25 protein-coding genes are annotated in these 24,439 nt (G+C 63.6%); 5 read left to right on the forward strand and 20 right to left on the reverse strand.

Going from position 1 to position 24,439, the window contains the following annotated elements; all coding sequences use genetic code 11:
* Positions 1 to 10: 10 nt before the first annotated feature.
* From BJP05_RS09490 to BJP05_RS09515, 6 genes are all read right to left on the reverse strand, one after another.
* Positions 11 to 580 carry a hypothetical protein gene (locus BJP05_RS09490; protein ID WP_084028624.1) on the reverse strand — a complete coding sequence of 190 codons (570 nt, stop codon included), beginning with the start codon at positions 578 to 580 and terminating at the stop codon, positions 11 to 13.
* On the reverse strand, positions 573 to 1,583 hold the full coding sequence (gene hemB, locus BJP05_RS09495) for a porphobilinogen synthase (protein WP_070363196.1): 1,011 nt from the start codon (positions 1,581 to 1,583) through the stop codon (positions 573 to 575). The genes BJP05_RS09490 and hemB overlap by 8 nt, the downstream gene beginning before the upstream one ends.
* Positions 1,584 to 1,591: 8 nt before the next feature.
* The gene (locus BJP05_RS09500) at positions 1,592 to 3,304 is read right to left on the reverse strand and encodes a uroporphyrinogen-III synthase (protein ID WP_070363197.1); all 1,713 of its coding nucleotides are present in this window, start codon (positions 3,302 to 3,304) and stop codon (positions 1,592 to 1,594) included.
* Positions 3,305 to 3,467: 163 nt separating this feature from the next.
* On the reverse strand, positions 3,468 to 4,349 hold the full coding sequence (gene hemC, locus BJP05_RS09505; RefSeq protein WP_070363198.1) for a hydroxymethylbilane synthase: 882 nt from the start codon (positions 4,347 to 4,349) through the stop codon (positions 3,468 to 3,470).
* 5 nt (positions 4,350 to 4,354) lie between these two features.
* Positions 4,355 to 5,680 (reverse strand): glutamyl-tRNA reductase, encoded by a 1,326-nt coding sequence (locus BJP05_RS09510; protein ID WP_084028625.1) that lies wholly within the window; start codon positions 5,678 to 5,680, stop codon positions 4,355 to 4,357.
* A gap of 44 nt (positions 5,681 to 5,724) precedes the next feature.
* Entirely contained in the window at positions 5,725 to 5,961 is a 237-nt protein-coding gene (locus BJP05_RS09515; RefSeq protein ID WP_070363200.1) for a glutaredoxin family protein, read from the reverse strand.
* A gap of 66 nt (positions 5,962 to 6,027) precedes the next feature.
* Here BJP05_RS09515 and BJP05_RS09520 point away from each other — a divergent pair, with 66 nt between their 5' ends.
* Positions 6,028 to 7,050 carry an HAD-IB family hydrolase gene (locus BJP05_RS09520; protein WP_070363201.1) on the forward strand — a complete coding sequence of 341 codons (1,023 nt, stop codon included), beginning with the start codon at positions 6,028 to 6,030 and terminating at the stop codon, positions 7,048 to 7,050.
* Between the two features lie 16 nt (positions 7,051 to 7,066).
* Here the strand turns inward: BJP05_RS09520 and BJP05_RS09525 are convergent, their stop codons facing one another.
* The 7 genes from BJP05_RS09525 to BJP05_RS09550 all read right to left on the reverse strand — a co-directional run bounded on the left by BJP05_RS09525 (position 7,067) and on the right by BJP05_RS09550 (position 11,926).
* Positions 7,067 to 7,270, reverse strand: coding sequence for a hypothetical protein (locus tag BJP05_RS09525; RefSeq protein ID WP_070363202.1), 204 nt, complete (start codon positions 7,268 to 7,270; stop codon positions 7,067 to 7,069).
* Positions 7,270 to 8,334 carry a biotin synthase BioB gene (bioB, locus tag BJP05_RS09530; protein ID WP_070363203.1) on the reverse strand — a complete coding sequence of 355 codons (1,065 nt, stop codon included), beginning with the start codon at positions 8,332 to 8,334 and terminating at the stop codon, positions 7,270 to 7,272. Before bioB ends, BJP05_RS09525 begins: the two co-directional genes overlap by 1 nt.
* 392 nt (positions 8,335 to 8,726) lie before the next feature.
* Positions 8,727 to 8,828: a 30S ribosomal protein bS22 gene (locus BJP05_RS11025; RefSeq protein WP_003855542.1), complete on the reverse strand. Its 102-nt coding sequence runs from the start codon at positions 8,826 to 8,828 to the stop codon at positions 8,727 to 8,729.
* A gap of 127 nt (positions 8,829 to 8,955) precedes the next feature.
* Positions 8,956 to 9,147: a helix-turn-helix domain-containing protein gene (locus BJP05_RS09535; RefSeq protein WP_070363204.1), complete on the reverse strand. Its 192-nt coding sequence runs from the start codon at positions 9,145 to 9,147 to the stop codon at positions 8,956 to 8,958.
* A 218-nt stretch (positions 9,148 to 9,365) separates the two neighbouring features.
* Positions 9,366 to 10,169, reverse strand: coding sequence for a pyrroline-5-carboxylate reductase (gene proC, locus BJP05_RS09540; RefSeq protein WP_070363601.1), 804 nt, complete (start codon positions 10,167 to 10,169; stop codon positions 9,366 to 9,368).
* Positions 10,170 to 10,214: 45 nt separating this feature from the next.
* Positions 10,215 to 10,970, reverse strand: a complete 756-nt coding sequence (locus BJP05_RS09545; protein ID WP_070363205.1) for a hypothetical protein — start codon at positions 10,968 to 10,970, stop codon at positions 10,215 to 10,217.
* Positions 10,970 to 11,926 (reverse strand): Ppx/GppA phosphatase family protein, encoded by a 957-nt coding sequence (locus BJP05_RS09550; RefSeq protein ID WP_070363206.1) that lies wholly within the window; start codon positions 11,924 to 11,926, stop codon positions 10,970 to 10,972. The genes BJP05_RS09545 and BJP05_RS09550 overlap by 1 nt, the downstream gene beginning before the upstream one ends.
* A 33-nt stretch (positions 11,927 to 11,959) precedes the next feature.
* Between BJP05_RS09550 and BJP05_RS09555 the strand changes: the two genes are divergently transcribed.
* Positions 11,960 to 12,835 (forward strand): hypothetical protein, encoded by an 876-nt coding sequence (locus tag BJP05_RS09555; protein WP_070363207.1) that lies wholly within the window; start codon positions 11,960 to 11,962, stop codon positions 12,833 to 12,835.
* Here the strand turns inward: BJP05_RS09555 and BJP05_RS09560 are convergent.
* The 3 genes from BJP05_RS09560 to BJP05_RS09570 are packed head-to-tail and all read right to left on the reverse strand — an operon-like array spanning position 12,817 to position 15,436.
* Positions 12,817 to 13,515: a response regulator transcription factor gene (locus BJP05_RS09560; RefSeq protein ID WP_070363208.1), complete on the reverse strand. Its 699-nt coding sequence runs from the start codon at positions 13,513 to 13,515 to the stop codon at positions 12,817 to 12,819. The two genes, BJP05_RS09555 and BJP05_RS09560, sit on opposite strands and share 19 nt — an antisense overlap.
* Before the next feature lie 25 nt (positions 13,516 to 13,540).
* The gene (locus BJP05_RS09565) at positions 13,541 to 14,680 is read right to left on the reverse strand and encodes a cell wall metabolism sensor histidine kinase WalK (protein ID WP_083290798.1); all 1,140 of its coding nucleotides are present in this window, start codon (positions 14,678 to 14,680) and stop codon (positions 13,541 to 13,543) included.
* 9 nt (positions 14,681 to 14,689) lie between these two features.
* Complete coding sequence (locus tag BJP05_RS09570; protein WP_070363602.1) at positions 14,690 to 15,436, reverse strand: phosphoglyceromutase; 747 nt, start codon at positions 15,434 to 15,436, stop codon at positions 14,690 to 14,692.
* Between the two features lie 50 nt (positions 15,437 to 15,486).
* Between BJP05_RS09570 and BJP05_RS09575 the strand changes: the two genes are divergently transcribed.
* Complete coding sequence (locus BJP05_RS09575) at positions 15,487 to 16,614, forward strand: hypothetical protein (protein WP_070363210.1); 1,128 nt, start codon at positions 15,487 to 15,489, stop codon at positions 16,612 to 16,614.
* A 60-nt stretch (positions 16,615 to 16,674) separates the two neighbouring features.
* Here BJP05_RS09575 and BJP05_RS09580 read toward each other — a convergent pair whose 3' ends face one another.
* From BJP05_RS09580 to BJP05_RS09595, 4 genes are all read right to left on the reverse strand, one after another.
* On the reverse strand, positions 16,675 to 17,019 hold the full coding sequence (locus BJP05_RS09580) for a hypothetical protein (protein WP_145945272.1): 345 nt from the start codon (positions 17,017 to 17,019) through the stop codon (positions 16,675 to 16,677).
* Positions 17,020 to 17,159: 140 nt separating this feature from the next.
* The gene (locus BJP05_RS09585; RefSeq protein WP_070363212.1) at positions 17,160 to 18,125 is read right to left on the reverse strand and encodes a serine protease; all 966 of its coding nucleotides are present in this window, start codon (positions 18,123 to 18,125) and stop codon (positions 17,160 to 17,162) included.
* Between the two features lie 495 nt (positions 18,126 to 18,620).
* Positions 18,621 to 19,886 carry a D-inositol-3-phosphate glycosyltransferase gene (gene mshA, locus BJP05_RS09590; protein WP_070363213.1) on the reverse strand — a complete coding sequence of 422 codons (1,266 nt, stop codon included), beginning with the start codon at positions 19,884 to 19,886 and terminating at the stop codon, positions 18,621 to 18,623.
* Between the two features lie 13 nt (positions 19,887 to 19,899).
* Complete coding sequence (locus BJP05_RS09595; RefSeq protein ID WP_070363214.1) at positions 19,900 to 20,868, reverse strand: MinD/ParA family protein; 969 nt, start codon at positions 20,866 to 20,868, stop codon at positions 19,900 to 19,902.
* A 127-nt stretch (positions 20,869 to 20,995) separates the two neighbouring features.
* On the opposite strand from BJP05_RS09595, the gene BJP05_RS09600 reads away from it, so the two are divergent.
* Both BJP05_RS09600 and BJP05_RS09605 read left to right on the forward strand, forming a co-directional pair.
* Positions 20,996 to 22,693, forward strand: coding sequence for a long-chain-fatty-acid--CoA ligase (locus tag BJP05_RS09600; RefSeq protein WP_070363215.1), 1,698 nt, complete (start codon positions 20,996 to 20,998; stop codon positions 22,691 to 22,693).
* A 30-nt stretch (positions 22,694 to 22,723) separates the two neighbouring features.
* Entirely contained in the window at positions 22,724 to 24,439 is a 1,716-nt protein-coding gene (locus BJP05_RS09605; RefSeq protein WP_370687326.1) for a long-chain-fatty-acid--CoA ligase, read from the forward strand.

The raw sequence follows: 24,439 nt of genomic DNA on the forward strand, positions 1-24,439 counted from the left end.
CCTACTGCTGCTACTGCTCAGCCGGACGCAGGTAGTCCTGCGATTCCTTCCGGGAAGCATAGAACAGCCCCAATGCTCCCGCCACACCGACCACGATCTGCACCGCACCGTCGACGGCGAACAGCGCAACCGGCACTTTAGTCGCAGCGGGCGTCATCAAGAAGAGCGTGAGCACGCGCACCGCGAAGAAGACCGAGAAGACCTGCAGCACCCGCGTGGCGTTGAGCATCCACTTTCCGCGGCGCTGCACTGAGCGCAGCGCCAGGACAAACACCACGATGATGCCCAGCTGCAGCAGCGCCAGCAGCACAACCGTGGCGTACATGCTCGCCTGCATCATGTTCTCCGGGATCGCCTCCGACTGGTTCTTCGCGGCCTGGTTCGCCGCCTCGCGCAGCGCAGCCGGGTCAAGCACCGTCACCACCACGGCGAGGATCTGGTGCAGGAGCTCACCGAGGATCATCACTGCCCACGCGCCGAGGAGATAGCGCACCGCCTCGGGCTGTTGCTGCGTCGGCTCGTCCTTCCGGTGTCTCGGTGGCAGGGCCGGGGCCTGCGCCGCGGGAGGTGTGTTAGCCATGAAGCTCCTTCAGCGCACGCGCGCCCTCGATTGCGTAGTACGTCAAAATCTGGTCCGCGCCAGCACGCTTGATAGAGGTCAGCGACTCCATCATGGTCGCCTCGAAGTCGATCCAACCGTTTTGACCAGCGGCCACCATCATCGCGTACTCGCCCGAAACCTGGTACGCCGCCACCGGCACCGGCGACATGTCCGCCACGCGGCTGAGCACATCCAGGTACGGCAGCGCAGGCTTGACCATGACGAAGTCCGCGCCTTCCTCAATATCGAGCTCGGTCTCGAGCAGGGACTCGCGCACGTTCGCCGGGTCCTGCTGGTACGTGCGGCGGTCGCCCTTCAGGGAGGAGCCGACCGCGTCGCGGAACGGCCCGAAGAACTTCGACGCGTACTTCGCCGAGTACGCCATGATGGCCACGTCCTGGTAGCCCTCGGCGTCGAGTGCCTCGCGGATCACACCGATCTGCCCGTCCATCATCCCCGACGGGCTCACGATGTGCGCGCCCGCGGCAGCCTGCGACAGCGCCATATCGCGGTAGAGGTCCAAGGTGGCATCGTTATCCACCACCTGGTTGCCATACTTATCGACGCCCACTACGCCACAGTGCCCGTGGTCCGTGAACTCATCCAGGCAGGTGTCGGCCATAATCAGCAGATCCTCGCCGAACTCCTCGCGCAGTGCGCGCACGTTCCGGTTCAGGATGCCCTCCGGGTCCCACGCGACGGAACCCGTGGCGTCCTTATCCTCGTCGAGTGGCACGCCGAAGAGGTCAACGCAGCGGACGCCTTCCTCGAGTGCCTCGTGGCAGATCGCCTTCAGGGTGTCCGTGGTGTGCTGGTACACCCCCGGCATGGAGGCAATCTCTCGGCGTTCGGTGATGCCATCAGCCACGAACAACGGCAAAATAAAATCGGCCGGAGCCAGTCGCGTCTCCGCGGTGAGCTGCCGAATCGCAGGATTCTGGCGGAGGCGACGTGGACGGCGTGGAAGATGATATGTAGTCATGTGCTACATCATAACGCCGGTTTCCGACGCGCCCTCCGCTTCTTCCGCGGCGGCGGCAGCTCCCCAGCTGCCCGCAGGGCAGCGACGTGCTCGGCAAGCGCGTCCACCAGCGACGGCACGTCCGCAACCTCTGGTACGACGTCGACACGCAGCCCCTGCTCGCGCGCTGCCTCAGCCGCCATTGGGCCGATGCACGCGATGATCGTGCGCTGATGCGGCTTGCCGGCGATGCCGACGAGGTTGCGCACCGTCGAGCCGGACGTGAAGCAGACTGCGTCAAACCCGCCGGTCTTGATCATGTCGCGCACCTCAGGAGCTGGCGGGGCCGCGCGCACCGTGCGGTAGGCCACGACGTCCTCGACGTCCCAGCCCTTCTCAATCAGACCATCCACCAGCACGTTCGTTCCGATGTCCGCCCGCGGCAGCAGCACCCGCGAAACCGGGTCGATGTCCTCGACGTACTCGGGGAACACCTCCACCAGTCCAGCAGCGTTCTGTTTCGTGCGGTGCGGCAACAGCTCCGGGCTCATCCCCAGCGCACGCAGCGCCTCAGCCGTCTTGCGGCCGACCGCCGCCAGGTGCACACCCGCGAAGGCGCGGGCGTCCAAGCCAAGCTGCTCGAACTTCTTCCACACCGCGTGCACAGCGTTCGTCGAGGTGAACACCACCCACTGGTAGCGACCCTCCACGATGCCCTTAATCGCGCGGTCCATCTGCGCCGGGTTACGCGGTGGCTCCAGGGAAATCGTCGGCACCGACTGCGGGATCGCCCCGTACGACGCCAGGCGGCTGCTCATCGCCTCCGCCTGCTCCTTCGCACGCGGCACCAGCACGCGCCACCCGTACAAAGGACGGTTTTCCCACCACGAAAACTTCGATCGATCATCATTCACAGTACCGAGCGTCACCACCAAAGAACCAGGCAGATCCGCCGTCACCGAGTCCATGGTTGCCAGGGTCTCCAGGGTCGCATCGACCGTGCGCTGCAGCCGCGTCGTTCCGTTGGCCGTGACGCTGCACGCCAGCTCACCCGGGAACCCGCGCTGCATCAACTGCGACGCCATCTCCGGCAGCTGCTCGCGCACCGCCTGCAACACCAACGGCTGCGGCGCCTGCGACAACTGGTCCCAGTCCACCGGCCCGTTCGCCAGATCTGCTTCCGTATACGTTGAACCAAGCGCGATACCCGCAAAGGACGGCACCGTCGACGGCAGCGACATCCCCGGCACAATCTGGAACTCCAGGCCGGCGGCCGCCACCGCGGCGATCTCCTCCCGCACGGCATCGCGCGTCAGCGGGTTCCCGCTGACCAGACGGATCACATCCCCGTCACCGTCATCCCCCTTGCGGATCACCTCGGCCGCCGCCTGCAGCGCCGAGCGCAACCGCGCAACAATATCGTCCGTGCCAAGCGGCACCTCTTCAACCTCAGCCGCGGTTGGGTCCGCAGGCTTCGGCGGGCGGCGCCGCGCCCCCGAGGCCTTCGCCTCCGCACACATCGCCTCGTACTGCGCCTCAGCAGCGTCGATCTTCTCCTGCGGCACCGCGCACGCTGCGGCAAGAACATTTCGGACACCCTCAAGAACATCCGGTTCCACCAACGCGATAGAATTGCGTTCCATCACCTGGCGAGCGCGAATCGTCAGCAAATCGGGATTGCCAGGTCCGGCACCGACGAAGATCACCTTCCCCGGCTGGGGCGTGATTGAGGGCAGTGTCATCAAAATGGTCTTTTCTGGTCTTGTATAAGGCGTAAAGAAGTGTCCCGGCGTACAGCGAGCCCCAAAGGGACCCCTATACACCGAGACGATTGGACGTATGGTAGTTACACCTTAATTTGCATACGCCGTGTTTCAAAACCTGTTTCAAAACCAGTCTGAAAACTTACTGCATAATTTCTGCCGCCCCGCGCCCAATCAGCGTCTGTGCAAGCTGTGTTCCCAGCTCACGGGCGTCCTTACCAGAAGCTTCCTCAATCAGCTGCTTGGAGCCATCCAGGGCGAACACCCCCGCCCGCAAGGTAATGGTGCCGTCAGCGATGGTCGCGTGCGCCGCAACCGGGGCCGTGCAGCCTGCCTCCAAAGTCGCCAGCACCTGGCGCTCCGCCGCCGCGCACGCAAAGGAATCCGCGTGCAGCAGCTTGTCCAGGCCCTCGCGCAGCGCGGTGTCATCGACGCGGCACTCCACCGCCAGCGCACCCTGCGCCGGGGCGGGCATGAACACCTCAGCATCGAAGACTTGGGTGGCGCGGTCCGCGAACCCACCACGGACCAAGCCCGCGTACGCCAGGACAATCGCGTCCATCTCGCCGCTTTCCACCCGGCCCATGCGCGTCTCAATGTTGCCTCGCAGCGGGAGGATCTCAAGGTCAGGGCGCAGCGCGCGCAGCTGGGAAACACGGCGCGGCGCCGAGGTGCCCACCTTCGCGCCTTTCGGCAGCGTGTCCAGCGTCAGGCCGTCGCGGGCGATGAGCGCCTCGCGGTGGTCTTCGCGCTCCGGAACGATCAGGTAGGTGCGGGGCTCTGGGGCCGTCGGCAAGTCCTTGAAGGAGTGCACGGCGACGTCCACCTCGCCGTCGAAGAGGGCGTCGCGAAGCGCAGACGTAAACACACCGACGCCGATGCGCTCCACCGGCGCGTGGGAGACATCCCCGGCAGTTTTCACAATGTGCAGCTCAGACGGGTAACCGTGCGCGATCAGGGCATCACGCATGTGCCCCGCCTGCGTCGTGGCCAAGTGCGAACCCCGCGTACCAATTTTCAGCATGTAAATTACGACTCCTTCAACTTCAATTCGTCGGGACTCGGCAACCGGTCCATATCAGTAGCAGCCGACACGGGGCGCACCCCAAACAGCTCCTCAACGGCGGTCTCCAGGCTAATCGAGTCCGAGCTCGCCGCCAGCTCCTTAATCTTCACCGTCGGCTTATGCAGCAGCTTATCCACCACACGCTTCACCGACCGCGCGACCTGCTGGAAGTCCTCTTCGCCCAGGTCAGGAAGACGCTTGCGCAGCCGCGCCAGCTCCTCCTCCGAGATCTCCGCGCCAATCCGGCGCAGCTGCGCCACCGCCGGCGCCACCTCGCGCACCCGCTGCTCGGAGCTAAACGCCTGCACCTCCTCGGCCACGATCGCCTCCGCGGCCTGCAGCGCCTTCGAGTCCTCCGAGTCCGCGTTGTGCAGCTGCTCGTGCAGGTACTCGATGTTGATCAAGTGCACGCCTTCGTGTTCCAGCACCGAATTGTCAATATCACGCGGCAGCGACAAATCAATCAGCATCGTCGGCCCCGAGATATCCTCGCCCGAAATGGTGAACCCATCCGACGCCGTCGCCGACACCGTAATATCCACACGCCCCAACGCCCCCGCGCGCGCATTAAAGTCCACGACCTCCGCAGCCACCCCGGCCTCCCGGGCGTGCTCCGCCAACCGCTCCGCACGCGAGCGAGTGCGGTTCGCAATAATCAACTTATCGACGCCCCTCTTGCCCAAATGCGTCGCCGCCAACGAGCTCATCGCACCAGCCCCCAACACCAGCGCAGTCTGGCCCTCCAGCGTGTCCACCCCCATCGTCTCCATCGCCGTATCCAGCGCGAAGGTCACCATCGAGCCGCCCGCATCATCAATCGACGTCTCCGTATGCACACGCTTGCCCGTATGCAACGCCGACTGCGCCAACGAATGCAACGCCGGGCCCACCGTGCCCTGCTCCGCCGCGTGCGTATACGCGGTACGCACCTGCCCGATGATCTGCTGCTCCCCCACCACCATGGAATCCAGGCCGGACGCGACCGTCAACAAGTGCTCCGCAGCCGCGTCCGAATACCGCACGTACAGGTAGCCGCGCAGCTCCGCCTCACTCACCCCGGAGACCTCGGCCAGCACCGCCAACACATCCTGCACACCCGCATGGAACGCGTTGGCAACCGTGTACACCTCCAGCCGGTTACACGTCGAAATGATCATCGCCTCAGACAACGACGGGCGCTCCACCAGCGCCGACGCCGCCGAATGCTGCACCGCATCATCCATACTCAAGCGTTCCAACAACGCAACGGGCGCCGAGCGGTGCGACATCCCTACAACGAGAACACTCACTCAATCCCTCCAGTCAGCCGTGAATCAAACCAAAGGATAGCGCGTCACTCTGACAGCGCCTCGGCCAGGTCCGCGTTATCCACTTCCCAACACGCGAACTCGTCCCCATCAATCACCACAACTGGGACGCGATCCCCGAACTCGGCGTTGAGTGACGGAGAGGCGTCGACATCAACAAGCGTGAGCTGCGCGCCGCACTGCTCGACCACCGGGGCGATCTGCGCAGCCACCCGCTCGCATGACCCGCAGGTCGCGCGCACCATCAGTTCAACCTGTTTCATCTCTCCGCCAATCTTGTTTACGATACAAGCTATCACGTCTGCCACACGGTGAAAGGCTCGCTGGCAATGTCCGACCACAAAGAACTCCTGGCCCAATGGTCACTCACCCAAGGCAACCTTCGCCGCTTCCTCGAAGAAGTTGCCCTCCCACCTCTTGACGCCGAATCCCAGCGCACCGCTGGTAACGCCGCCGCAGCCGCCGCCATCGAAGAAACCTTCGGCATCAGCATCGAAGAATTCGCCACCGGCGTCGACTCCGTCGGCGGCGCCTTCAAAACCGTCGGCCGGGAGAAAATCACCCAGCCCGACCCCGACGTCCCCCAAGACACCGAGGCGGCCGCGTTCTTCGACATCGACAACACCCTCATCCAGGGCTCCTCGCTCATCCTGCTGGCCAAAGGCTTGGCCAAGCAGCGCTTCATCACCCTTCGCGAGCTCCTGCCCGCCCTGACCAAGCAAATCCGCTACCGCGTCTCCGGCTCCGAAAGCGCCAAAGACATCGCCAAAGGCCGCGAGCAGGCCCTCCAAGTAGTCAAAGGCAAGAACGTCGAGCAGCTCAAAGAGCTCTGCGCCGAAATCGTCGACCGCCAAATGCTCGACAAGACCTACCAATCAACTATCGACGCCGCGTCCCGCCACATCGCCCAAGGCCAACAAGTCTGGCTGGTCTCCGCCACCCCGGTCCAAATCGGCCAGGCGCTCGCGGAACGCCTCGGCTTCACCGGTGCCCTCGGCACCGTCGCCGAAGAGGAAGACGGCAAGTTCACCGGCCGCCTCGTCGGCGACATCCTCCACGGCCCCGGCAAGCAACACGCCGTCGCCGCACTGGCTGCCATCCAGAAGCTCGACCTGGCAAAGTGCACCGCCTACTCCGACAGCATCAACGACCTGCCGATGCTCTCCATGGTCGGCAACCCCGTCGCCATCAACCCGGACCGCGCACTTCGCCGCTACGCGACAGGCCAAGGCTGGACCATCGAGGACTACCGATCCCTTCGTCGCTACATGCTCCCGGCCCTCGGCGCTCTGGCGGGCGGCGCGCTCGCTGCCGGTGTCGCGGCTGGCATGGTGGCGCTGCGTCGACGGTAGTTTTTTGGTGCGGGCATCACCGCTCAAGCCACTCCGAACGCAGCAATCCGTGGCGGGAGCATGCCGCCGACCACGCCATCGGCGAAATCTTCACCACCATCCGCCGCTGACACAGCGGGCAGATACGTGGCGCGTCGTAGGGGCGGGCCGGGTCGAGGGGCCAGGCGATGTCGCCAGAGAGGATGGCGTCGGCAAGATCGGTGTTGTCTGGAATGCGCATCAGAGTGACTTGATCGTGTCGTAGAGGATGCCGTGGCCGGAGTTCACCTTCTGGCCGACGGGTGTAATACCCAGGTTGATGCGCGGCCGGGAGCTCCCGTCGAGGACGCGGTCCACGGCGTCGCGGTCCTTCTCGATCGGACGGCCAAACGTGGTCAGGTAATTACCGCCGATGATGGCGTTCGCGCCGCCCATCAGGCCGGCTTCGGTGCCGTCGTCGCCAAGGGCGAGCTCGGTGCCACCGGCGAAGCGCAGCTGGGTTGTGGGCATAGCCAAGCGGAACGCGGCGACGGCCCGAAGCGCCTCCCCCTGCGGGACGAGTGGCCGGTCGGCGAACGGGGTGCCAGGGCGAGGGTCGAGGAAGTTCATCGGCACTTCGTGTGGTTGGATCTCGGCGAGCTGGGTGGCGAACTCAGCCCGCTGCTCAATCGTCTCCCCCAGACCAATGATCCCGCCACAGCAGGTCTCCATCCCCTCAGCGAGCACGTGCTCGAGAGTGTCTTTGCGCTCCTGCCAAGTGTGGGTGGTGACCACGTTCGGGAAGAAGGATTCAGCGGTTTCGAAGTTGTGGTTATAGCGGGACACGCCCATCTGCGCGAGTTGGCGCGCTTGTTCACGGGTCAGAATGCCAAGCGAGGCAGAAATAGAGATGTCCACCTCCTCCCGAATGGCAGTCACCGCCGCCGCGACCTGGTCCAGCAGGTCCTGCGTCGGGCCTTTCACGGCGGCGACAATACAAAACTCGGAGGCGCCCATCTTCTCGGACTGCTTCGCGGCCTCCACGAGCTCGTCGATATTCAGGGTGACGGCACGGACCGGGGACTCAAACAGGCCGGACTGGGAGCAGAAGTGGCAGTCCTCGGGGCAGCCGCCAGTCTTCAGGGAGATGATGCCCTCAAGGGAGACGTCGACACCACAGTGCTTGATGCGAACCTGATGGGCAAGGTCGAGCAGTTCCGTCAGGCGATCGTCCTCGATGGTGAGGATCTGCAGGAGCTCTTCCTTGTTCAGGCCTTCGCCCCGCTCAAGGGCTTTTTCGCGTGCGATGTCGAGGATGTCGGTCATGGTAATGCGCTCCGTTCAGTGCGGGGACGTGTTGTAAGTACGCATCAGTGTAGACCGCAATTGAACACCGTTCAGGTGTTTCGTGCCCCAACCTCCACCCACATCAAAAAGTTCCCGCGATCACAGAAATCCGAGGAACTTTTCGCAATTTCGGGGTACTCCACCCGCCCGAACACCCGCCTGACCTGCAAAGTGTAGTAACAGGAATGTAGTAATCCCCGAAATTGGAGCCAAAAAGCGGATTACTACAATCCTGTTACTACCATTTGGGTTTTAGCCACGCCCACAACCGCATTTCCCCAGGCTAATTCGCTCGCTCACCGGTATGGAGCGCGAGCCACACGCATGAAAAAACGCCCGCTCCAACCATGTGGTGCGGGCGCTGCAAAAGCTTACTTGCCAAGCTTACGACGCTGAACACGCGTGCGACGAAGCATCTTGCGGTGCTTCTTCTTGGACATACGCTTGCGGCGCTTCTTAATCACTGAACCCATAAGGTTTCCTCGTTTCTTCGTAGTACGTTCTTGACGTGCCAGCATCCACTCGTGGTGTACGCAATGGGTGTAAGCATACAACCAAGGTGTTTGGCACTCAAAAAGGTTCGGGCAAGGTGAGTGCTAGTTATCCGACGTCGTACACGGAGGACTCGAGGTACTCACTGACCGCCGTTTCGTTGACGCGGAAGGAGCGGCCGACGCGTACTGCCGGCAGCTCACCCGAGTGCAACAAGCGGTAGACCGTCATCTTGGAGACGCGCATAATTTCGGCGACTTCAGCGACGGTTAAGAACTTGCCTTTATCTTCATTTGCCATTAATTCATAAACCCTTCAGCACGGTCGCGCTGCAGGCTTCCCCTCCTGCAGGACGAAACACGCACGTGCTTCAAACAACCTTATCGTGAACACTGGGCCTAATGCGACTCATGTGCCGATAATTTTTCAAAGTGCCTGGAGAAACACCCCGTATCTGGTGTGAAAGCGGTGACTGCTGTGGCACAACCGGCACAACCGGCACAATCAACGCAACCGGCTCAGTAGGCTTCGGAGCGGGTTGCGCAGGCGTCGGTGGCGCGGTAGATCGCGGCGCGTAGGCCGGACTCCTCGAGTTCCCGGATTGCGGCGACGGTGGTGCCGCCCGGTGAGGAGACGGCGGCACGCAGGCCAACGGGGTCGGGGTGCTGGTCCAGGAGCGCTCCGGCGCCGGCGCAGGTTTGGGTGGCCAGTTCCGTGGCGAGGTCCCGGGGCAGTCCGAGGGCAACGCCGGCGTCGATAAGTGCTTCGGTGAGCAGGAAGTAGTAGGCGGGCCCCGAGCCCGAGAGCGCGGTGACGGCGTGCATTGCCTTTTCGGGGACGGCGACGACGCGGCCCGCGGACGTCAACAGCTTTTCGACGGCCTCCCGCTGCTCGTCTTCCACGTAGCGGCCGGCGGAGACGGCGAGCACACCCTTGCCCACGAGCATCGGGGTGTTCGGCATCACGCGCATGATGGGGGTGCCCGCGGACGAGATGGCCTCTTCCATGTCGGCGATGTCAACGCCGGCTGCCATCGAGACGAGCACGGTGGGCACCGAGTTGCTCGCGACGGTCTCCGCGATCTCCCCAATCACGTCGATGACCTGGTTGGGTTTGACGCACAGGAAGACAACGTCGGCGTCGGCGGCGGCCTCGACGTTGTCCGTCGTGGCCTGGATGGCGTAGCGCTCGGCGAGCGCCGCCACGCGCTCTTCGGAGCGGCAGGTGGCAATGATGTGGTGCGGTTCGACCTTTGAGGCGATCAGCCCCTGCAACAGGGCCTCGCCGATATTGCCAACGCCAATGATTGCGATTTTTTCCATGCACCACACACTAGCGCCACGGGGGCACTGTGGTGGAAAACGCCCTTAGAGCAGGGCCGGACCGAACGCCATGACCAGGGCGGCGACGCCCGCGAGCGTCATGGTCAGACCATCGCGGCCAGTGTGCATCGCGCGCACACCGAAGACGACGCCCGCAACAGCGGCGGCGCCCAGGATGGCTGCGAGTGCGGTTGCCAGGTTCGCCCAGATCCAGCTGAACAGCATGAACCCGAGCACGCCCAGAACCACGCCGATGAACACGAAGAGCACCAGCATGATGGGGTTGACGGCGCCGTCGTCGGCTTCAGGCTCCACCTTTTCGACGTCCACATCCTCTACATGGTCGTCGTCGAAGAGGTCGAGGCTGTCTTCCTCGGCGGGTTTCTCAGCAGGCTCAGCCTTGGTGCGCTGCGCTGGCTCCTTGGTGTCCTCCACGACGCGGATCTGCGTCGTTTCGTCCTCGGAAGGGCTGGCCTTCTGCGCGGCAGGCGCAGGCGCGGGCGGGTCAACCGGCTTCTCGGCCGCAGGCTTTGCAGCCGCAGGTTTCTCGGCAGCAGGCTTCTCTGCAGCAGGCTCAGGCTTCGCCGGTGCGGGTTCGGCTGGTGCGTCGAGTGGCACGCTGGAGTGCTTCGCTTCGGCCGGGCGGGCGTCGACAGCCTTGAAGGAGCCGGTCAGCTCCGCGACCGAGACGCCGCCTTCCTCCAAGCTGCGGCGTCGGCGGGGACGCTTACCCACGTCCGGGTTGGTTTTCTGGGCCCGGGCGAGGAGCTCCGCAACCGTCAGCTGCTTGTCCTCAGACATCAGTCGTTGTCTCCTTCGTCATCTCCTAAGTCATGCCCTTGGTCGATCCAACGGAGGATCACGCCTTCTCGTAGCGCCCATGGACAGATCTCTAACTTATCAAGCTTAAGCGCTCGCATGGCAGCCTCTGCAACTAGGGCACCCGCAACGATCTGGTGGGAGCGGTCGGCGCTGATGCCTTCGAGCTCCGCACGGTCGGCTGCGGTCATGCGGGAGATGAACGCGATGAGCTGGCGCAGGCCCGGCGCGGTGAGGGTTCGCTTCACGAAAGGCCCAGCTGAGGAGGGTGCAGCACCGGTTAGCCGAGCGAGGGAGCGGAACGTCTTCGAGGTGCCGACGGCCAGCCCCGCCTCCCCCAGCGCGTGGAACTCGCGGGCGGGCCCGGCGAGTTCAGCGTCGATGTAGTCGCGCAAAAGGTTGATCTTTTTGCGCTCGGGCGGGTCGGATTCGAACCACTCGTGGGTGAGCCGCCCGGCGCCCAGGTCGAGGGACACGGCCAGGTCGGGGCTTTCTTCGGTGCCGGTGGACATTTCCAGGGAGCCGCCGCCGATGTCCAGGTTGGTGATGCGCCCGGCGGACCAGCCGTACCAGCGGCGCACCGCGAGGAACGTCAGCCGCGCCTCTTCCTCGCCGGAGAGGACTTCGAGGCGCACGCTGGTTTTCTTCTCGACCTTCTTTAGCACTTCCTCGGAATTCGTCGCCGAGCGAACGGCGGACGTCGCAAAGGCGAGGAACTCCTCGCACTTCAGCTTGCTGCTTAGGCCTGCGGCTTCCCCCACGGCGTCGACAAGCTTGTCGACGCCCCGAGGCTCAATATTGCCCTCGTCGTCGAGGAGTTCGACGAGCCGGAGCGGCTGCTTCCAGTCACTCATCGGGGTGGGGCGGCCACCGCTGCGGGCATCTACCCCCACGAGATGCACCGTATTACTGCCTACGTCTAATACACCTAATCGCACACCCTCAGCGTAGTGCGTCTACGGTGTGTTGGTGTGAATCAACCAGTTTTTCTCGGATTCCCCGCCGAATCCCCCGCCGGCCGCTCGATCCTCGCGGGACGCGAAGTGCCCACCGACTTCCCCCGCGAATGGTTCGTGTTCATGCACCCGGAGGACCCGCTGCACTACTTCAGCATCGACCTGACGTGGGTGGAATCCACCTGGTCGTGCCGGTTTGGCACGCCGCAGTGCCACGGGATTGATGAGGACTTCTCCGTTGTCGGCTGCTGCATCCACGGCGCGTACCTCTCCGACGAAACGGACCGCGACGACCTCTATAATGCGGTCGCCGAGATGCCTGCGAAGTACTGGCAGCTGCGCCCCCGCGACGTCGATTCCTACATCGCGGCCGCCGACCCCACCATCCTGGAGCCCTGGCTGGAATGGGACGACACCGAAGAAGAGGACGACGGCCCACACATCAAGACGCGCGTGGTGGATGGCGCCTGCATCTTCGCCAACCGCAACGGCGCCGAGACCGGCCCGGGCTGCTCCCTGCACCAGTGGGCGATGGCGGAGGGCCGCAACATCATCGGCTCCAAGCCGGAAGTGTGCTGGCAGGTCCCGTTTTCCCGAGAGGACTCCTGGGAGGAACGCGCCGACGGCCAAGAGATCCTGCGCACCACCATCGGCGAGTACGACCGTCGCCAGTGGGGTGGCGGCGGCGAAGACTTCGACTGGTGGTGCACCGACGCGCCCGCCTGCCACACCGGCGGTACACCCGTGTGGCAGTCGATGAAGCAGGAGCTACAGCAGCTCATCGGCGAGAAACCCTACGAGGTCCTCGCCGCGCACTGCGCCGCCCGCGCGAAACTCCCCCGTGAGGCGAAGACCACGCACCCGGCCAGCGATCAGGCCTCGAACTTGTAGCCCAGGCCGCGCACCGTCACCAGCTGCTTCGGCTTCGACGGCTCCTCCTCAATCTTCGAACGCAGCCGTTTGACGTGCACATCCAGGGTCTTGGTGTCGCCGACGTAGTCAGCGCCCCAGATCATGTCGATGAGCTGGGAACGCGTGAGCACCCGGCCGGCGTTGCGCATCAGGTACTCCAGGAGGTCGAACTCCTTGAGCGGCATGCGGACTGGTTGGCCGTCGACAAGCACGCTGTGGCGCTCGACGTCCATGGTGACGCGGCCGCCGATGAGTACGTCGCGGCTCGGCTCGTCCTTTTCCTCCGCCGCCGACTCCCCGCCGCGGCGCAGCACCGCCCGGATGCGCGCAATGAGCTCGCGGGTCGAGTACGGCTTGGTCACGTAGTCATCCGCGCCGAGCTCGAGGCCCACCACCTTATCGATCTCCGAATCGCGCGCCGTGACCATAATGATCGGCACGGACGAACTCGCGCGCAGCTTCCGGCACACATCCGTGCCGCTCATGCCCGGCAGCATCAGGTCCAACAGGACAAGATCGACCTCGTTGGCCTCGAACGCCTCGAGCGCCGCCGGGCCGTCGGCCGCCCACACCGTGGAAAAGCCCTCCTTTTCCAGCAGATAAGAAAGCGGATCCGCCAGGGACTCTTCATCTTCAACGATCAGGATCTTCGTAGACACGGTTAGGGAAACCCTCCTGCAAAAGCTACATCGGCAACTCGAGCGTGAAAGTCGACCCGGTCCCCGGGCGCGACCACACTCTGATAGTACCCCCGTGGTTTTGCGCCACATGCTTCACGATGGCCAAACCCAAGCCAGTCCCCCCAGTCGAGCGAGACCTCGCCTTATCGACGCGGTAAAAACGCTCAAACACGCGCTTCTGATCCTCCAGCGCAATTCCGATCCCCCGGTCAGTGACGCGCACAAGCGCCACCTTCTGCTTCCCGGACATACGCACCTGCTGCGTAATACTCACCGGCTGGCCGTCCGGCGAGTAGTTAATGGCGTTCGACACCAGGTTGCTCACCGCGGACGTCAGCAGCGACTGGTCCCCCATCACCGTAATCCCGGTGGGTTCCCCACGGATCAGGTCGATGTTGCGGCCCTCGGCGGTGACGTGATTGCGAGTGATGGCGTCGTCAATCACCTCGTCGAGGCTCACCGGCGACATCTCCGGCAACGCCTCCGCACCCTGCAGCTTCGACAGCGAAATCAGGTCCGTGATCATGTCGCCCATCCGGTGGGCCTCCTTCAGCACCTTCGTGCCGAAGTAGTCCACCATCTCCGGGTCATCCGGGTCCTGCAGCAGCGCCTCCGCGAGTAGCGCCATCCCGCCGACCGGCGTCTTCAGCTCGTGCGAGACGTTCGCCACGAAGTCGCGGCGCGCGTGCTCCATCCGCACGTTCTCGGATTCGTCCGTGCTGTAAGCAATCACGTAGGAGTTCTCCGTCAGCGTCAGCGGTTTGACCACCACGCGTACATTCCGAATGCGGGACCCCGTCGCGCGAATCGGCAGGTCAAGGTCAAGGACGTGCGTCTCCTGATCCTCAAAGACCTGCTGAGCGGTGTCCCACACCTCCGGCTGCACCGTGCGGTCATACACCAGCGACATATCGTGCGCCCTCGCGTTCGAGAGCAGCACCTTGCCCTCCTGGTTCATCACCGCAATCCCCGTCGGCGAGCCCTGCACCGCCAGCTGCAGCACCTCACTAATCGTGGCCGCCCTGCGGGAATCCGAACCACCATCAACCCGGTTGCGTAAACGCCAACGCAGCGCCCGCCGCACCAACGGTGCAGCAAGCGCTGCGAGAACTACGCCCCCTAAAAACGCCAGTAGCGGGGACAATGCGACTACTTACTTCTGGCCCTGGTTAGCAACCGCAGCAGCACCTGCCGCAGCCGCCTCCGGATCAAGGTACGTCCCGCCTGGGTTGAGCACCTTGCCCTTGCTGTCAATCTCGTAGACCAGCGGCATGCCGGTCGGGATGTTCAGGGCAGCGATGTCATCGTCGGAGATGTTGTCCAGGTACTTCACCAGCGCGCGCAGCGAGTTACCGTGCGCAGCCAGCATGACCGTCTTGCCGTCGAGAACCTCAGGCAGGATGACGTCGATGTAGTACGGCAGGAAGCGCTCCACAACGTCCTTCAGGCACTCCGTGCGTGGCACCTCTGGGAGGAACGCGTAACGCACGTCGTCGGTCTGGGAGTACTCGTTGTCGGCGTCGATTTCTGGTGGCGGAGTGTCGTAGGAACGGCGCCAGCTCATGAACTGGTCCTCGCCGTACTTTTCACGGATCTCTGCCTTGTTCAGGCCCTGCAGTTTGCCGTAGTGACGCTCGTTGAGGCGCCAGTTACGCACAACTGGGATCCAGTGACGGTCCGCAGCGTTCAGCGCGATGTTCGCGGTGCGGATCGCACGACGCAGCAGCGACGTGAACACGATGTCCGGCAGCACGCCCTTTTCTGCCATCAACTTACCGGCGTTGACGGCTTCCTGCTCACCCTGCTCAGTCAGATTGACATCGACCCAGCCGGTGAACTGGTTGGACTTGTTCCATTCACTTTGTCCGTGACGGACAAGAATCAACTTTCCATTCGTCATGGCACCAATCATGCCACGAATCGTATGATTTTTCTTTAAGGTTGGGTCTCATGATCCACACCAACGCCGTCGCCGCCGCGCTCACTGCCGCACTTCTCGCACCTGGAGCGCCATTTCGCGTCCTCCCGGAGCAGCCGCCGACCACAATGCGAGTGGGCTATCACACAATTTCCATCCCCGAACACGCCAGCGCCGCGTCCTGCTCCCAAGGCTTCAGCGGCACCATCAACGGCCAGCTCGTCATGCTCACCGCCGGCCACTGCTTCGACCTCTCCGAGGGTGTCGACAACGAGCCCACCGACGTCATGCGCACCCACCGCGTCGAAGTGCCTATCGACGCCAGCTACCGCCCCATCGGCACCCCAACCAACCTCAAACCCTCCACCGACTACGCCGACGTCTACCTCCCCTCACAGTTCTTCTGGGACACCGTCAACACCCCGGATTGGGGCGTCGTCACCGCCGCCCCCGACACCCCAGCCACCCGCATGTCCTTTTCCCGCGACGCCAACGGCCACGCCCACGGCGCACCCCGCGAACTGCGCTACATCCAGGACACCCGCAACCTGCCCTACAACTATTTCGACACCTCCAACTTCGGCCAGCCCATCTGCAAAGACGGCGCCACCACCGGCCGCACCTGCGGCCACCAACTCGCGCGTTCCCGCAACAGCATCTACTCCTGGGGCCTGCGCTACGAACACGGCGACTCCGGCGGCATCAACTACGACCCCCGCGACGGCGCCGTCCTCGGCGTCAGCTCCATGGGCATAGGACCCCTCGGCAAAGCCCAGCGTGCCGACCGCATCATCGAAGACGCCTTCAACGTCCCCGACGGCAAAGTCAACGAAGCCTTCGCACTCCCCGATTCCACCGCGCCCCACGGCAACTTCACCCCACTCAACCAGGAGCAGGGCGCTCTCATGCACCAGATCATGCAGGACAACCCCGAACTGAAACCGCGTAAGACCGGCAAGCAGGGCTTCGACGAGGCCATTACCGCCGCCCAACGTGACGCCGAAGTTGCCGCCCAGCGCGCCGGCCAGGTCCGCACCGTTGAGCAGGCGCAACGCCTCGCCGCCGACGTCTCCGGTGCCATCGACCACCACGCGCAGCAGCTCGGCAAATGGGGCGCCATCACAGCGGTGGAGACGCTTGGGACGGCTTCACTCAATTGATGGACAAACCCTAGCCATCCCTTGGCAAACCCCGTCCGACAACCTTTTGGTTTTACAGCCTCACAGCCAGGGGACCGGCACACCCCAAGCCGCCAGCTGAGGGCCAGCCGCGTACACAGCACCACCAAGCGCGGCCAAGACCGCGACAGCTATCCGCAAGGCCAAAATCGGCGACCCTTTGGCAAACGTGGAGGCATACTTCGCTAGGGCCACGTCTGCCGACGTATATGCCTGAGATGGACAAATTGGCTCACCAATTGCAGGCTGGACCGGAGACTTCCGCAGCTCACGACACTTCGCTGCTTTTTCTTCTGATGTCACTCCCCAGACAATCGCCTCATACATCTCTCCAGAGAGCTCGCGATGTTTGAATACATACCCCATCGTATCGGCGAAATCGAACACGTTGTCTGTTTTGCTTGACTCCGCTACGTTGCTTGCTGCTTGGGGCTCCGTGACTTCGACAGAAGCGCTATGGGTAGCCCCAGATGCCGCCACAGCCACTGTGACCAATCCGGGTACAAGAAATCTAAATTTCATCATATTCACTTTCCGCACGACGAACCCCCGCAAGAACTACCAGGAAGCTTCGAGTGCTCATGGACGCCAAGGGATTTGCGGTTAAATTTAGCTGTAACCCCGCCCCGCCAAGCTCGGTGCTTCTGAGCTTGAGTCAAGCTTTGGTTTTGTACCGTTTTTTGTATCCACCCCAATTCAGAGTCGATTTTTGCAGCGGATCCAGACCCAATGCACTGCTTCCGCCCAGAGCTATCATTCTGGATTTCAGTAGTCGAAGCAACCCCAACTATCTCATTCCCGGCAAAAACCGCTGCACCAGAGTCGCCGTGACACAAATTGGCGTCGCCGGTTGGGTCCAAACGCACTTGGTCAGAGTAAACGTCGCCCTTTGTGGTATGAACCAGGTAATCAACTACTCCCACACGAAAGTCTGCTGCCGACGAAAAATTATTGGGCTGCCCAACCTGCCCCGAATAGCCAATTACTCGAACACCGTCACCCACTCGTGGCGACCTCGCACTCAACTCAAATTTTCTAGCATTAATTCCAGTTCCCACACGTATGAGCGCAAGATCGTGCTCTGGGTTGGGAGCCATTTGAATTAACTCAATCCCGGCAAATTCACCATCAGACTGCTGGATAAATCCAATTGAATTCAAGTCATCCTCAACACAGTGCCGAGCCGTCAGCCAGTAATAATCTCCAACATAGTTGGCCGTACATGTTCGCTTCGAAACTAATCCGTCAGAGAAATATAAGGCACCGATCCTATTGTCATATGTAGGAGTTTTATTGGTAGTGAACCAGTCCAACCCCTCATCGTACGGTTCATTTCCATCAGACTCATCCTCCCAATGTTGTTCCTCACCACCTTCATATAACTCATTGGCCTGCTCTCCAGCCTCTTGAGCCTGCACAACACTCACCGGCGCCCCTACGACGCCAAAAGCGAAGGCAAGCAGAAGACCCTCAATCAAAACTCGATACCGCACAGCAACTCCTTAACGAAAGATTAACGGTCCGATCCTTTTCGGCTTTACAGTAGCACAGCGCCACTAGGATTTACGCCTTATTGGCCCTACATACTCCGAATACATTTCACCCGACCCCGCGGCAATTTTGAATGACCACCAGCATCACACGCTTCCAATACCTCGACCGGAACGGTTCTAACGCGTCTTGGCCGCCAGCGCGAACCGGGCTGGGCACCAAATTCCCGCCCGAGCCGGAGCCGGAGCGGATAGAGGAGCGACCTGGGAGAAACGCAACGGCGCCCTCCTAAAAGCAGAAATTTGGCGCATAAATTTGGGAGCCAGTGACAAAGGACGCACCCCAAAACCTCTAGCACTTTTACCACCAGCGGGCATGAATGGCTAGTCCAAATTTGGTTGCACCTTTTGTCACTCAGGCCTGCTGGGATGACACCAAATCCCCTCCCGCGAGCCTCCGGCCTGGGAAAATATAAAAGGTGTTCCCCAAACATGCAGTTAGCTCCCGATGGCCTTCCGGTCGCAGAGGCCGCGGTCGAAGTGGTCGAGAGTGTCCTGGTAGATACCGGTGAGGTCGTGGGCGCTTTCGCGCCAGCTGAACTTGCTGGCTTGGGCGACGGCGGCTTGGCCCATGGCGATGCGGGTGTCGTCGTCGCGGAGGAGGGTGCCGATGGCGTTGGCCCAGTCGACGGGGTCGTGGCTGGGGACGAGAGTGCCGGTTTCGCCGTCGGCGACGACGATCGGTAGGCCGCCGACGGCGGCGGCGACAACGGGCGTGCCGGTGGCCTGGGCTTCAACGGCGACGAGGCCAAAGGACTCGTTGTAGCTGGGGACGGCGACGATGTCGGCGGCCTGGTAGACGTTCACGAGTTCCTGCGGCGGTCGCGGCCCGAGGAAGCGCACGATGTGGCCCACGCCCTCCTCCTCGGCGAGTCGCTGATACGTATCGACGCTCACCCCGCCGCCGGAGGCGCCGCCGCAGATGAGGACGCGCAGGGGGTAGTCGACGCCGTCGCGAACGAGTTGGCCGATGGCCCGGATGAGCACCTGCGGACCTTTGAATTCTTGGAGGCGGCCGACGAAGGCGACCACTTTGGCGTGGACGGGGATGCCGAGGTGGCGGCGTGACATTTCGGTGTTGCGGTTGGTGCCGGGGGTGTAGAGCTCGGTGTCGGCGCCGGGGGTGACCACGGCAATTTTGGCGGGGTCGACGTCGTAGTGGCGGGACAGTTCGGTGATTTCGTCTTCGGTGTTGACCACGAGACGGTCGGCGTTGTCCACGAGTTGTTGTTCGCAGATGCGGCGGGCTTCGCTTTCGGAGCTTTCGGCGCCAGACGCGTAGGCGTTTTTGACGGCGGCCCAGGTGTGGCCGGTGTAGATGAGGGGGACGTCGCTCAGTTCGGCAAGCAGCCAGCCGACCTGGCCGGAGAGCCAGTAGTGGGCGTGGATGATGTCGTAGTGGGCGTCGTAAATTCGGCAGAACTGTACGATGCCGCCGGCGAACGTGGCGAGCTGCGTGGGCAGTTCCTCTTTGGGCAGGCCTTCGTAGGGGCCGGCGACGATGTGGATGACCCGGAAGCCGGGCTCGACCTCGGCGATTTGTGGCTGGCTGGGGCGCGTGGCGCGGGTGAACACGTCGACTTCGATGCCCTGGCGCGCGAGCTGCTGGGCGATATTGAGGATGTACACGTTCATCCCCCCGGCATCCCCGATGCCGGGCTGCTCGAGGGGCGAGGTGTGCATTGAAATCATGGCGACGCGCATGCCCGCCAGCGTATTACATCACCGCGTGGCGGTGCCACGACCCAAAGTCCGCTGCGACGGTCGCGGCGAGCTGCTGGTAGGCGCGCAGGGTGTCGGGTGCGAGGCGGTCCATATCGACGACGGCACCTTCGGCGAGGTGGCGGTCGTATGGGATGGCGTGGACGGCGCGGGTACGGGCGGCGAAGTGCTCGGTAAGGCGCTCCATGTCGATGGTGGGTTTGCCCGGCGCGCCCGCGCTAATGACGACGACCGCATTGGAGGCGAGCTGGTCGTAGCCGTGGAGGCTGAGCCAGTCGAGGGTAGCTGCGGCGGACTGGGCGCCGTCGAGGGCTGGCGAGGTGACCAGGACGAGCGCGTTGGCCAGGTCGAGGACGCCGGCCATGGCGGAGTGCATGAGGCCGGTGCCGCAGTCGGTGAGGATGACGTTGTAGTGGTGTTGCAGGATGTCGATGGCCTTGCGGTAATCAAGTTCGGAGAAGGCTTCGCTAACGGCCGGGTCGCGTTCGGAGCCGATGACTTCGAGGCGTGAGCTGGCCTGGTTGGTAAATGCCCGGACCTGCGGGTACCGCGAGGTGTCCTGCGCGAGCAGGAGGTCACGGATGGTGGCGGGTGAGTTGGCGGTGGCGCGTTGCGCGAGCGTGCCGAGGTCCGGGTTGGCGTCGATGGCGATGACGCGGTCGCCACGGGTTTCGGCGAAGACGCCGCCGAGAGCAATGGTTGTTGTTGTCTTGCCGACGCCCCCTTTCAGCGACATGACGGCAATCCGGTAGTCGCCGCGCAGGGGTGCACGGATGGCGTCGATGAGTTCGTCGCGTTCGGCTTGGGCGCGGGAGCGCCCCGGGTTGATGCGGCCGCGGCTGGCGCTGTGGACAAGTTTGCGCCAGCCCTGTTTCGGCGGTGCTTTCACGGGATCGACCAGGTTGCTTTGGTCGAGGCCGGTTGGCGGTGTGAGGTCAGTGGTGGCGTCGAAAAATGTGGTCAATGGAATCCCCCCTTGTGTTTCCCCAATGGCTCACGAGCGTACCTGATGTGGAAAACTAGCAAAACCTACCAACCCGTAGGTTATACTTTCCCTCACCTACTTTCGACTAGCTAACAAAGGAGTGTTCATGGGCGCCTACGAAACCAAAGCCTGGCTCGCACACTACCCCGAATGGACCGACCCGAACCCGATCGTCGGCAGCGACACCCTCGTCAGCCTGTTCAATACCGCCGCAACCACCCACCCGGGCCGCACCGCCACCTGGTTCATGGGCAAAACACTCACCTACCAAGCCCTCAACGAGCAGGTCAACCGCCTCGCTGCCGCCCTGCAGCGACTCGGCGTGGCACCCGGCGACCGCGTTGTTATCGCACTGCCGAACTGCCCGCAGCACGTCATCGCCATCACCGCGATCCTGCGCATCGGGGCCGTCGCCATCGAGCACAACCCGCTCTACACCGCCTACGAGCTGGAGAAACAGTTCCTGGACCACGGCGCGCGCGTGGCCATCGTGTTCGACCGGGAGGCCGAGACCTTCCACACGCTGCAGGAAACGACGGCGCTCGAGACCGTCATCGCCGTCAACCTTATCGACGCCATGCCCCGCCACCTGCAGCTCGCCCTGCAGGTGCCGCTCGGGTCGGTGCGCAGCCAGCGCGAGGAACTGCACAAGCCCGCACCGAAGGCGATCGCGTGGGAATCCCTCGTGGCGAAGCCCGCCACACCGACGAACCTGCCGACCATCGCGCAATCCGACACCGCGTTCATCCTGTACACCTCCGGCACCACCGGCACCCCCAAGGGCGTGCCGCTGACACACGCCAACGTGCTCTCCGTCCTGGTCGCCGGCGCACAGTGGGTCAAGGACTGGGGCGCCGTCAACGAGAAGGTGCTCGCCATCCTGCCAATGTTCCACATCTACGGCCTGGCCCTGAACTACGGGTTCCCCCTGACCGTCGCCGGCCAGATGGTGCTCGTCCCGGCACCGAAGCCGAAGCTCTACCAGCAGGCCATCTTGAAGACTCGCCCCACCCTCCTGCCTGGCGTGCCACTGCTGTACGAGCGGATTGCGCAGTGGGCCGTCGAAAAGCATGTGGACCTCTCCTCCTTCCACAGCGCGATCTCCGGCGCCGCAACGCTGCCGCAAAGCACCATTGAGCTGTGGGAACGCGTGACCGGCGGGCAGCTCATCGAAGGCTACGGGCTCACCGAAACCTCCCCGATCCTGTGCGGCAACCCCCTCGACGGCAACCGGCGCCCCGGCTACATCGGTGTACCATTCCCGAACACCGAGATCCGCATCGCGAACCCGGACAACCCCAGCGAGACCATGCCCGACGGCGAACCCGGCGAGCTGCTCGCGCGCGGCCCGCAGGTGTTCTCCGGCTACCTCAACAACCCAGAGGCCACCCAGAAGTCCTTCCACGACGGCTGGTTCCGAACCGGCGACATGGCCGTCATGGAGCCCGACGGCTTCATCCGCCTGGTGGCGCGCATCAAGGAAATCATCATCACCGGCGGATTCAACGTCTACCCGGACGAGGTCGAGGAGGCGGTGCGCACGCACCCAGACGTCGAGGACGTCGCCGTCGTCGGCCGCCCGCGCGAGGACGGCTCCGAGGACGTCGTTGCGTGCGTCACACTTCGCGACGGCGCCCCGCTCGACCCGGAAGGGTTGAAGGAGCACGCTCGCCAGCGCCTGACCCGCTACAAAGTGCCGCGCACCTTCTACCATTTCGAGGACTTGAACCGGGACCAGACCGGCAAGATCCGACGCCGCGCGGTCCAGCAGGAACTGGTGGCCATGCTGCAGTCCACACAATAGGTTACGGTAGCGTAGGGTAGGGCCATGACCTTGGACGCAAACACCACAAAGCCATGGCTGCAGTACTACCCGGAGTGGACCGCGCACTCGCTCGAGTACGGGTTCACCACGCTGCCAGGCATCTACGACGACAACCTGGAACGCAACGCCGACAAGCCAGCGACCAGGTTCTTCGGCCGCTCCATGACCTATGCCGAGCTGGACAAAGAAGTCCGCCGCGCTGCCGCGGGGCTCAAGGCCTTCGGCGTGCGCAAGGGTGACCGCGTGGCCATCCTGCTGCCGAACTGCCCGCAGCACGTCATCGCGTTCTTCGCGGTGCAGAAGCTTGGGGGCGTCGTCGTCGAGCACAACCCGCTCTACACCGCGAACGAGCTTCGCCCACAGTTCCAGAACCACGGTGCCCGCGTGGCCATCGCCTGGGACAAGGCGGCCGACACCCTCGAAACGCTGCGCGCCACCACAGACCTGGAGACGGTCATCTCCGTCGACATGACCAAGGCGATGCCGAAGCTGCAGCAGCTCGCGCTGCGCATCCCGATTGCGAAGATCCGCAACGCCCGCGAGCAGCTCACCGTGCAAAGCTCCAACACCGTACTCAAGACGGTGCCGTGGGAGACGCTGCTCGGCTCCGCCATCGGCGGCGAGGGCGACGATCTGGCCACCGAGGCCGACATCGCCCCCGACGACCCAGCGCTCATCCTCTACACCTCCGGCACCACTGGAGAGCCCAAGGGCGCGGTGCTCACGCACAAGAATCTGCACGCCAACGCGTGGCAGGGCGTCGCCTGGGTCAAGGACCTGCAGTCCACGCAGCAGCAGCGCATGCTGGCCACCCTCCCGTTCTTCCACGCCTACGGCCTGACCTTCTCGCTCACGCTCACGGTGCTCATCGGCTCCGAAGTGGACCTGCTCCCGGCGCCAAAGATGGACCTTGTCATGAGCTCCATCAAGAAGTTCAAGCCCACCTTCATCCCCGGCGTGCCCACCGTGTTCGAGCGAATTATCGACGCCGCCAACAACGAAGGCCTCAACATCGAGGGCGTCAACACCGGCTTTTCCGGCGCGGCCTCCCTGCCTGTGGAAACCATCGAGGCGTGGGAACGCGTCACCGGCGGACACCTCGTCGAAGGCTACGGCCTGACCGAGACCTCCCCGATCCTGATCGGCAACCCAGGCACCGCGGACCGCCGCGCGGGCTACATCGGTATCCCCTTCCCAGACACCGAGATCCGCATCGTCAACCCCGACAACCTGGACGAGGACATGCCCTACGGCGAGCCCGGCGAGATCCTCGCCCGCGGCCCGCAGGTCTTCTCCGGCTACCTCAACAACAAGGAAGCCACCGAGCAGGCCTTCCACGACGGCTGGTTCTGCACCGGCGACCTCGGCGTCATGGAGGAGGACGGCTTCATCAAGCTCGTCTCCCGCCTCAAGGAGCTCATCATCACCGGCGGCTTCAACGTCTACCCCGCCGAGGTGGAAACCGTCATGCGCACCCACCCCGATGTTGTCGACGTCGCCGTCGTCGGCCGCCCACGCGAGGACGGCTCAGAGGACGTCGTCGCCTGCGTCACGCTTCGCGACGGCGCCCCACTCGACCCGGAGGGCCTGAAGGACTTCGCGCGCAAGAACCTCACCCGCTACAAGGTGCCGCGTACCTTCTACCACTTCGAGGAACTGCCGAAGGACCAGCTGGGCAAGCTGTCGCGCCGCAAGGTGCAGGAGGAGCTACTGTCCCGCTTGTAG

The sequence above is a fragment of the Corynebacterium sp. NML98-0116 genome, from assembly GCF_001767255.1.
In the GTDB taxonomy this organism is placed as follows: Bacteria; Actinomycetota; Actinomycetes; order Mycobacteriales; family Mycobacteriaceae; genus Corynebacterium; species Corynebacterium pseudogenitalium.

Bases quoted from the DNA above. Each gene is read 5' to 3' on its own strand.
- BJP05_RS09490 (WP_084028624.1), bottom strand. From the start codon at position 580: ATGGCTAACACACCTCCCGCGGCGCAGGCCCCGGCCCTGCCACCGAGA.
- hemB (WP_070363196.1), bottom strand. From the start codon at position 1,583: ATGACTACATATCATCTTCCACGCCGTCCACGTCGCCTCCGCCAGAAT.
- BJP05_RS09500 (WP_070363197.1), bottom strand. From the start codon at position 3,304: ATGACACTGCCCTCAATCACGCCCCAGCCGGGGAAGGTGATCTTCGTC.
- hemC (WP_070363198.1), bottom strand. From the start codon at position 4,349: ATGCTGAAAATTGGTACGCGGGGTTCGCACTTGGCCACGACGCAGGCG.
- BJP05_RS09515 (WP_070363200.1), bottom strand. From the start codon at position 5,961: ATGAAACAGGTTGAACTGATGGTGCGCGCGACCTGCGGGTCATGCGAG.
- BJP05_RS09520 (WP_070363201.1), top strand. From the start codon at position 6,028: ATGTCCGACCACAAAGAACTCCTGGCCCAATGGTCACTCACCCAAGGC.
- BJP05_RS09525 (WP_070363202.1), bottom strand. From the start codon at position 7,270: ATGCGCATTCCAGACAACACCGATCTTGCCGACGCCATCCTCTCTGGC.
- bioB (WP_070363203.1), bottom strand. From the start codon at position 8,334: ATGACCGACATCCTCGACATCGCACGCGAAAAAGCCCTTGAGCGGGGC.
- BJP05_RS11025 (WP_003855542.1), bottom strand. From the start codon at position 8,828: ATGGGTTCAGTGATTAAGAAGCGCCGCAAGCGTATGTCCAAGAAGAAG.
- BJP05_RS09535 (WP_070363204.1), bottom strand. From the start codon at position 9,147: ATGGCAAATGAAGATAAAGGCAAGTTCTTAACCGTCGCTGAAGTCGCC.
- proC (WP_070363601.1), bottom strand. From the start codon at position 10,169: ATGGAAAAAATCGCAATCATTGGCGTTGGCAATATCGGCGAGGCCCTG.
- BJP05_RS09545 (WP_070363205.1), bottom strand. From the start codon at position 10,970: ATGTCTGAGGACAAGCAGCTGACGGTTGCGGAGCTCCTCGCCCGGGCC.
- BJP05_RS09570 (WP_070363602.1), bottom strand. From the start codon at position 15,436: ATGACGAATGGAAAGTTGATTCTTGTCCGTCACGGACAAAGTGAATGG.
- BJP05_RS09575 (WP_070363210.1), top strand. From the start codon at position 15,487: ATGATCCACACCAACGCCGTCGCCGCCGCGCTCACTGCCGCACTTCTC.
- mshA (WP_070363213.1), bottom strand. From the start codon at position 19,886: ATGCGCGTCGCCATGATTTCAATGCACACCTCGCCCCTCGAGCAGCCC.
- BJP05_RS09600 (WP_070363215.1), top strand. From the start codon at position 20,996: ATGGGCGCCTACGAAACCAAAGCCTGGCTCGCACACTACCCCGAATGG.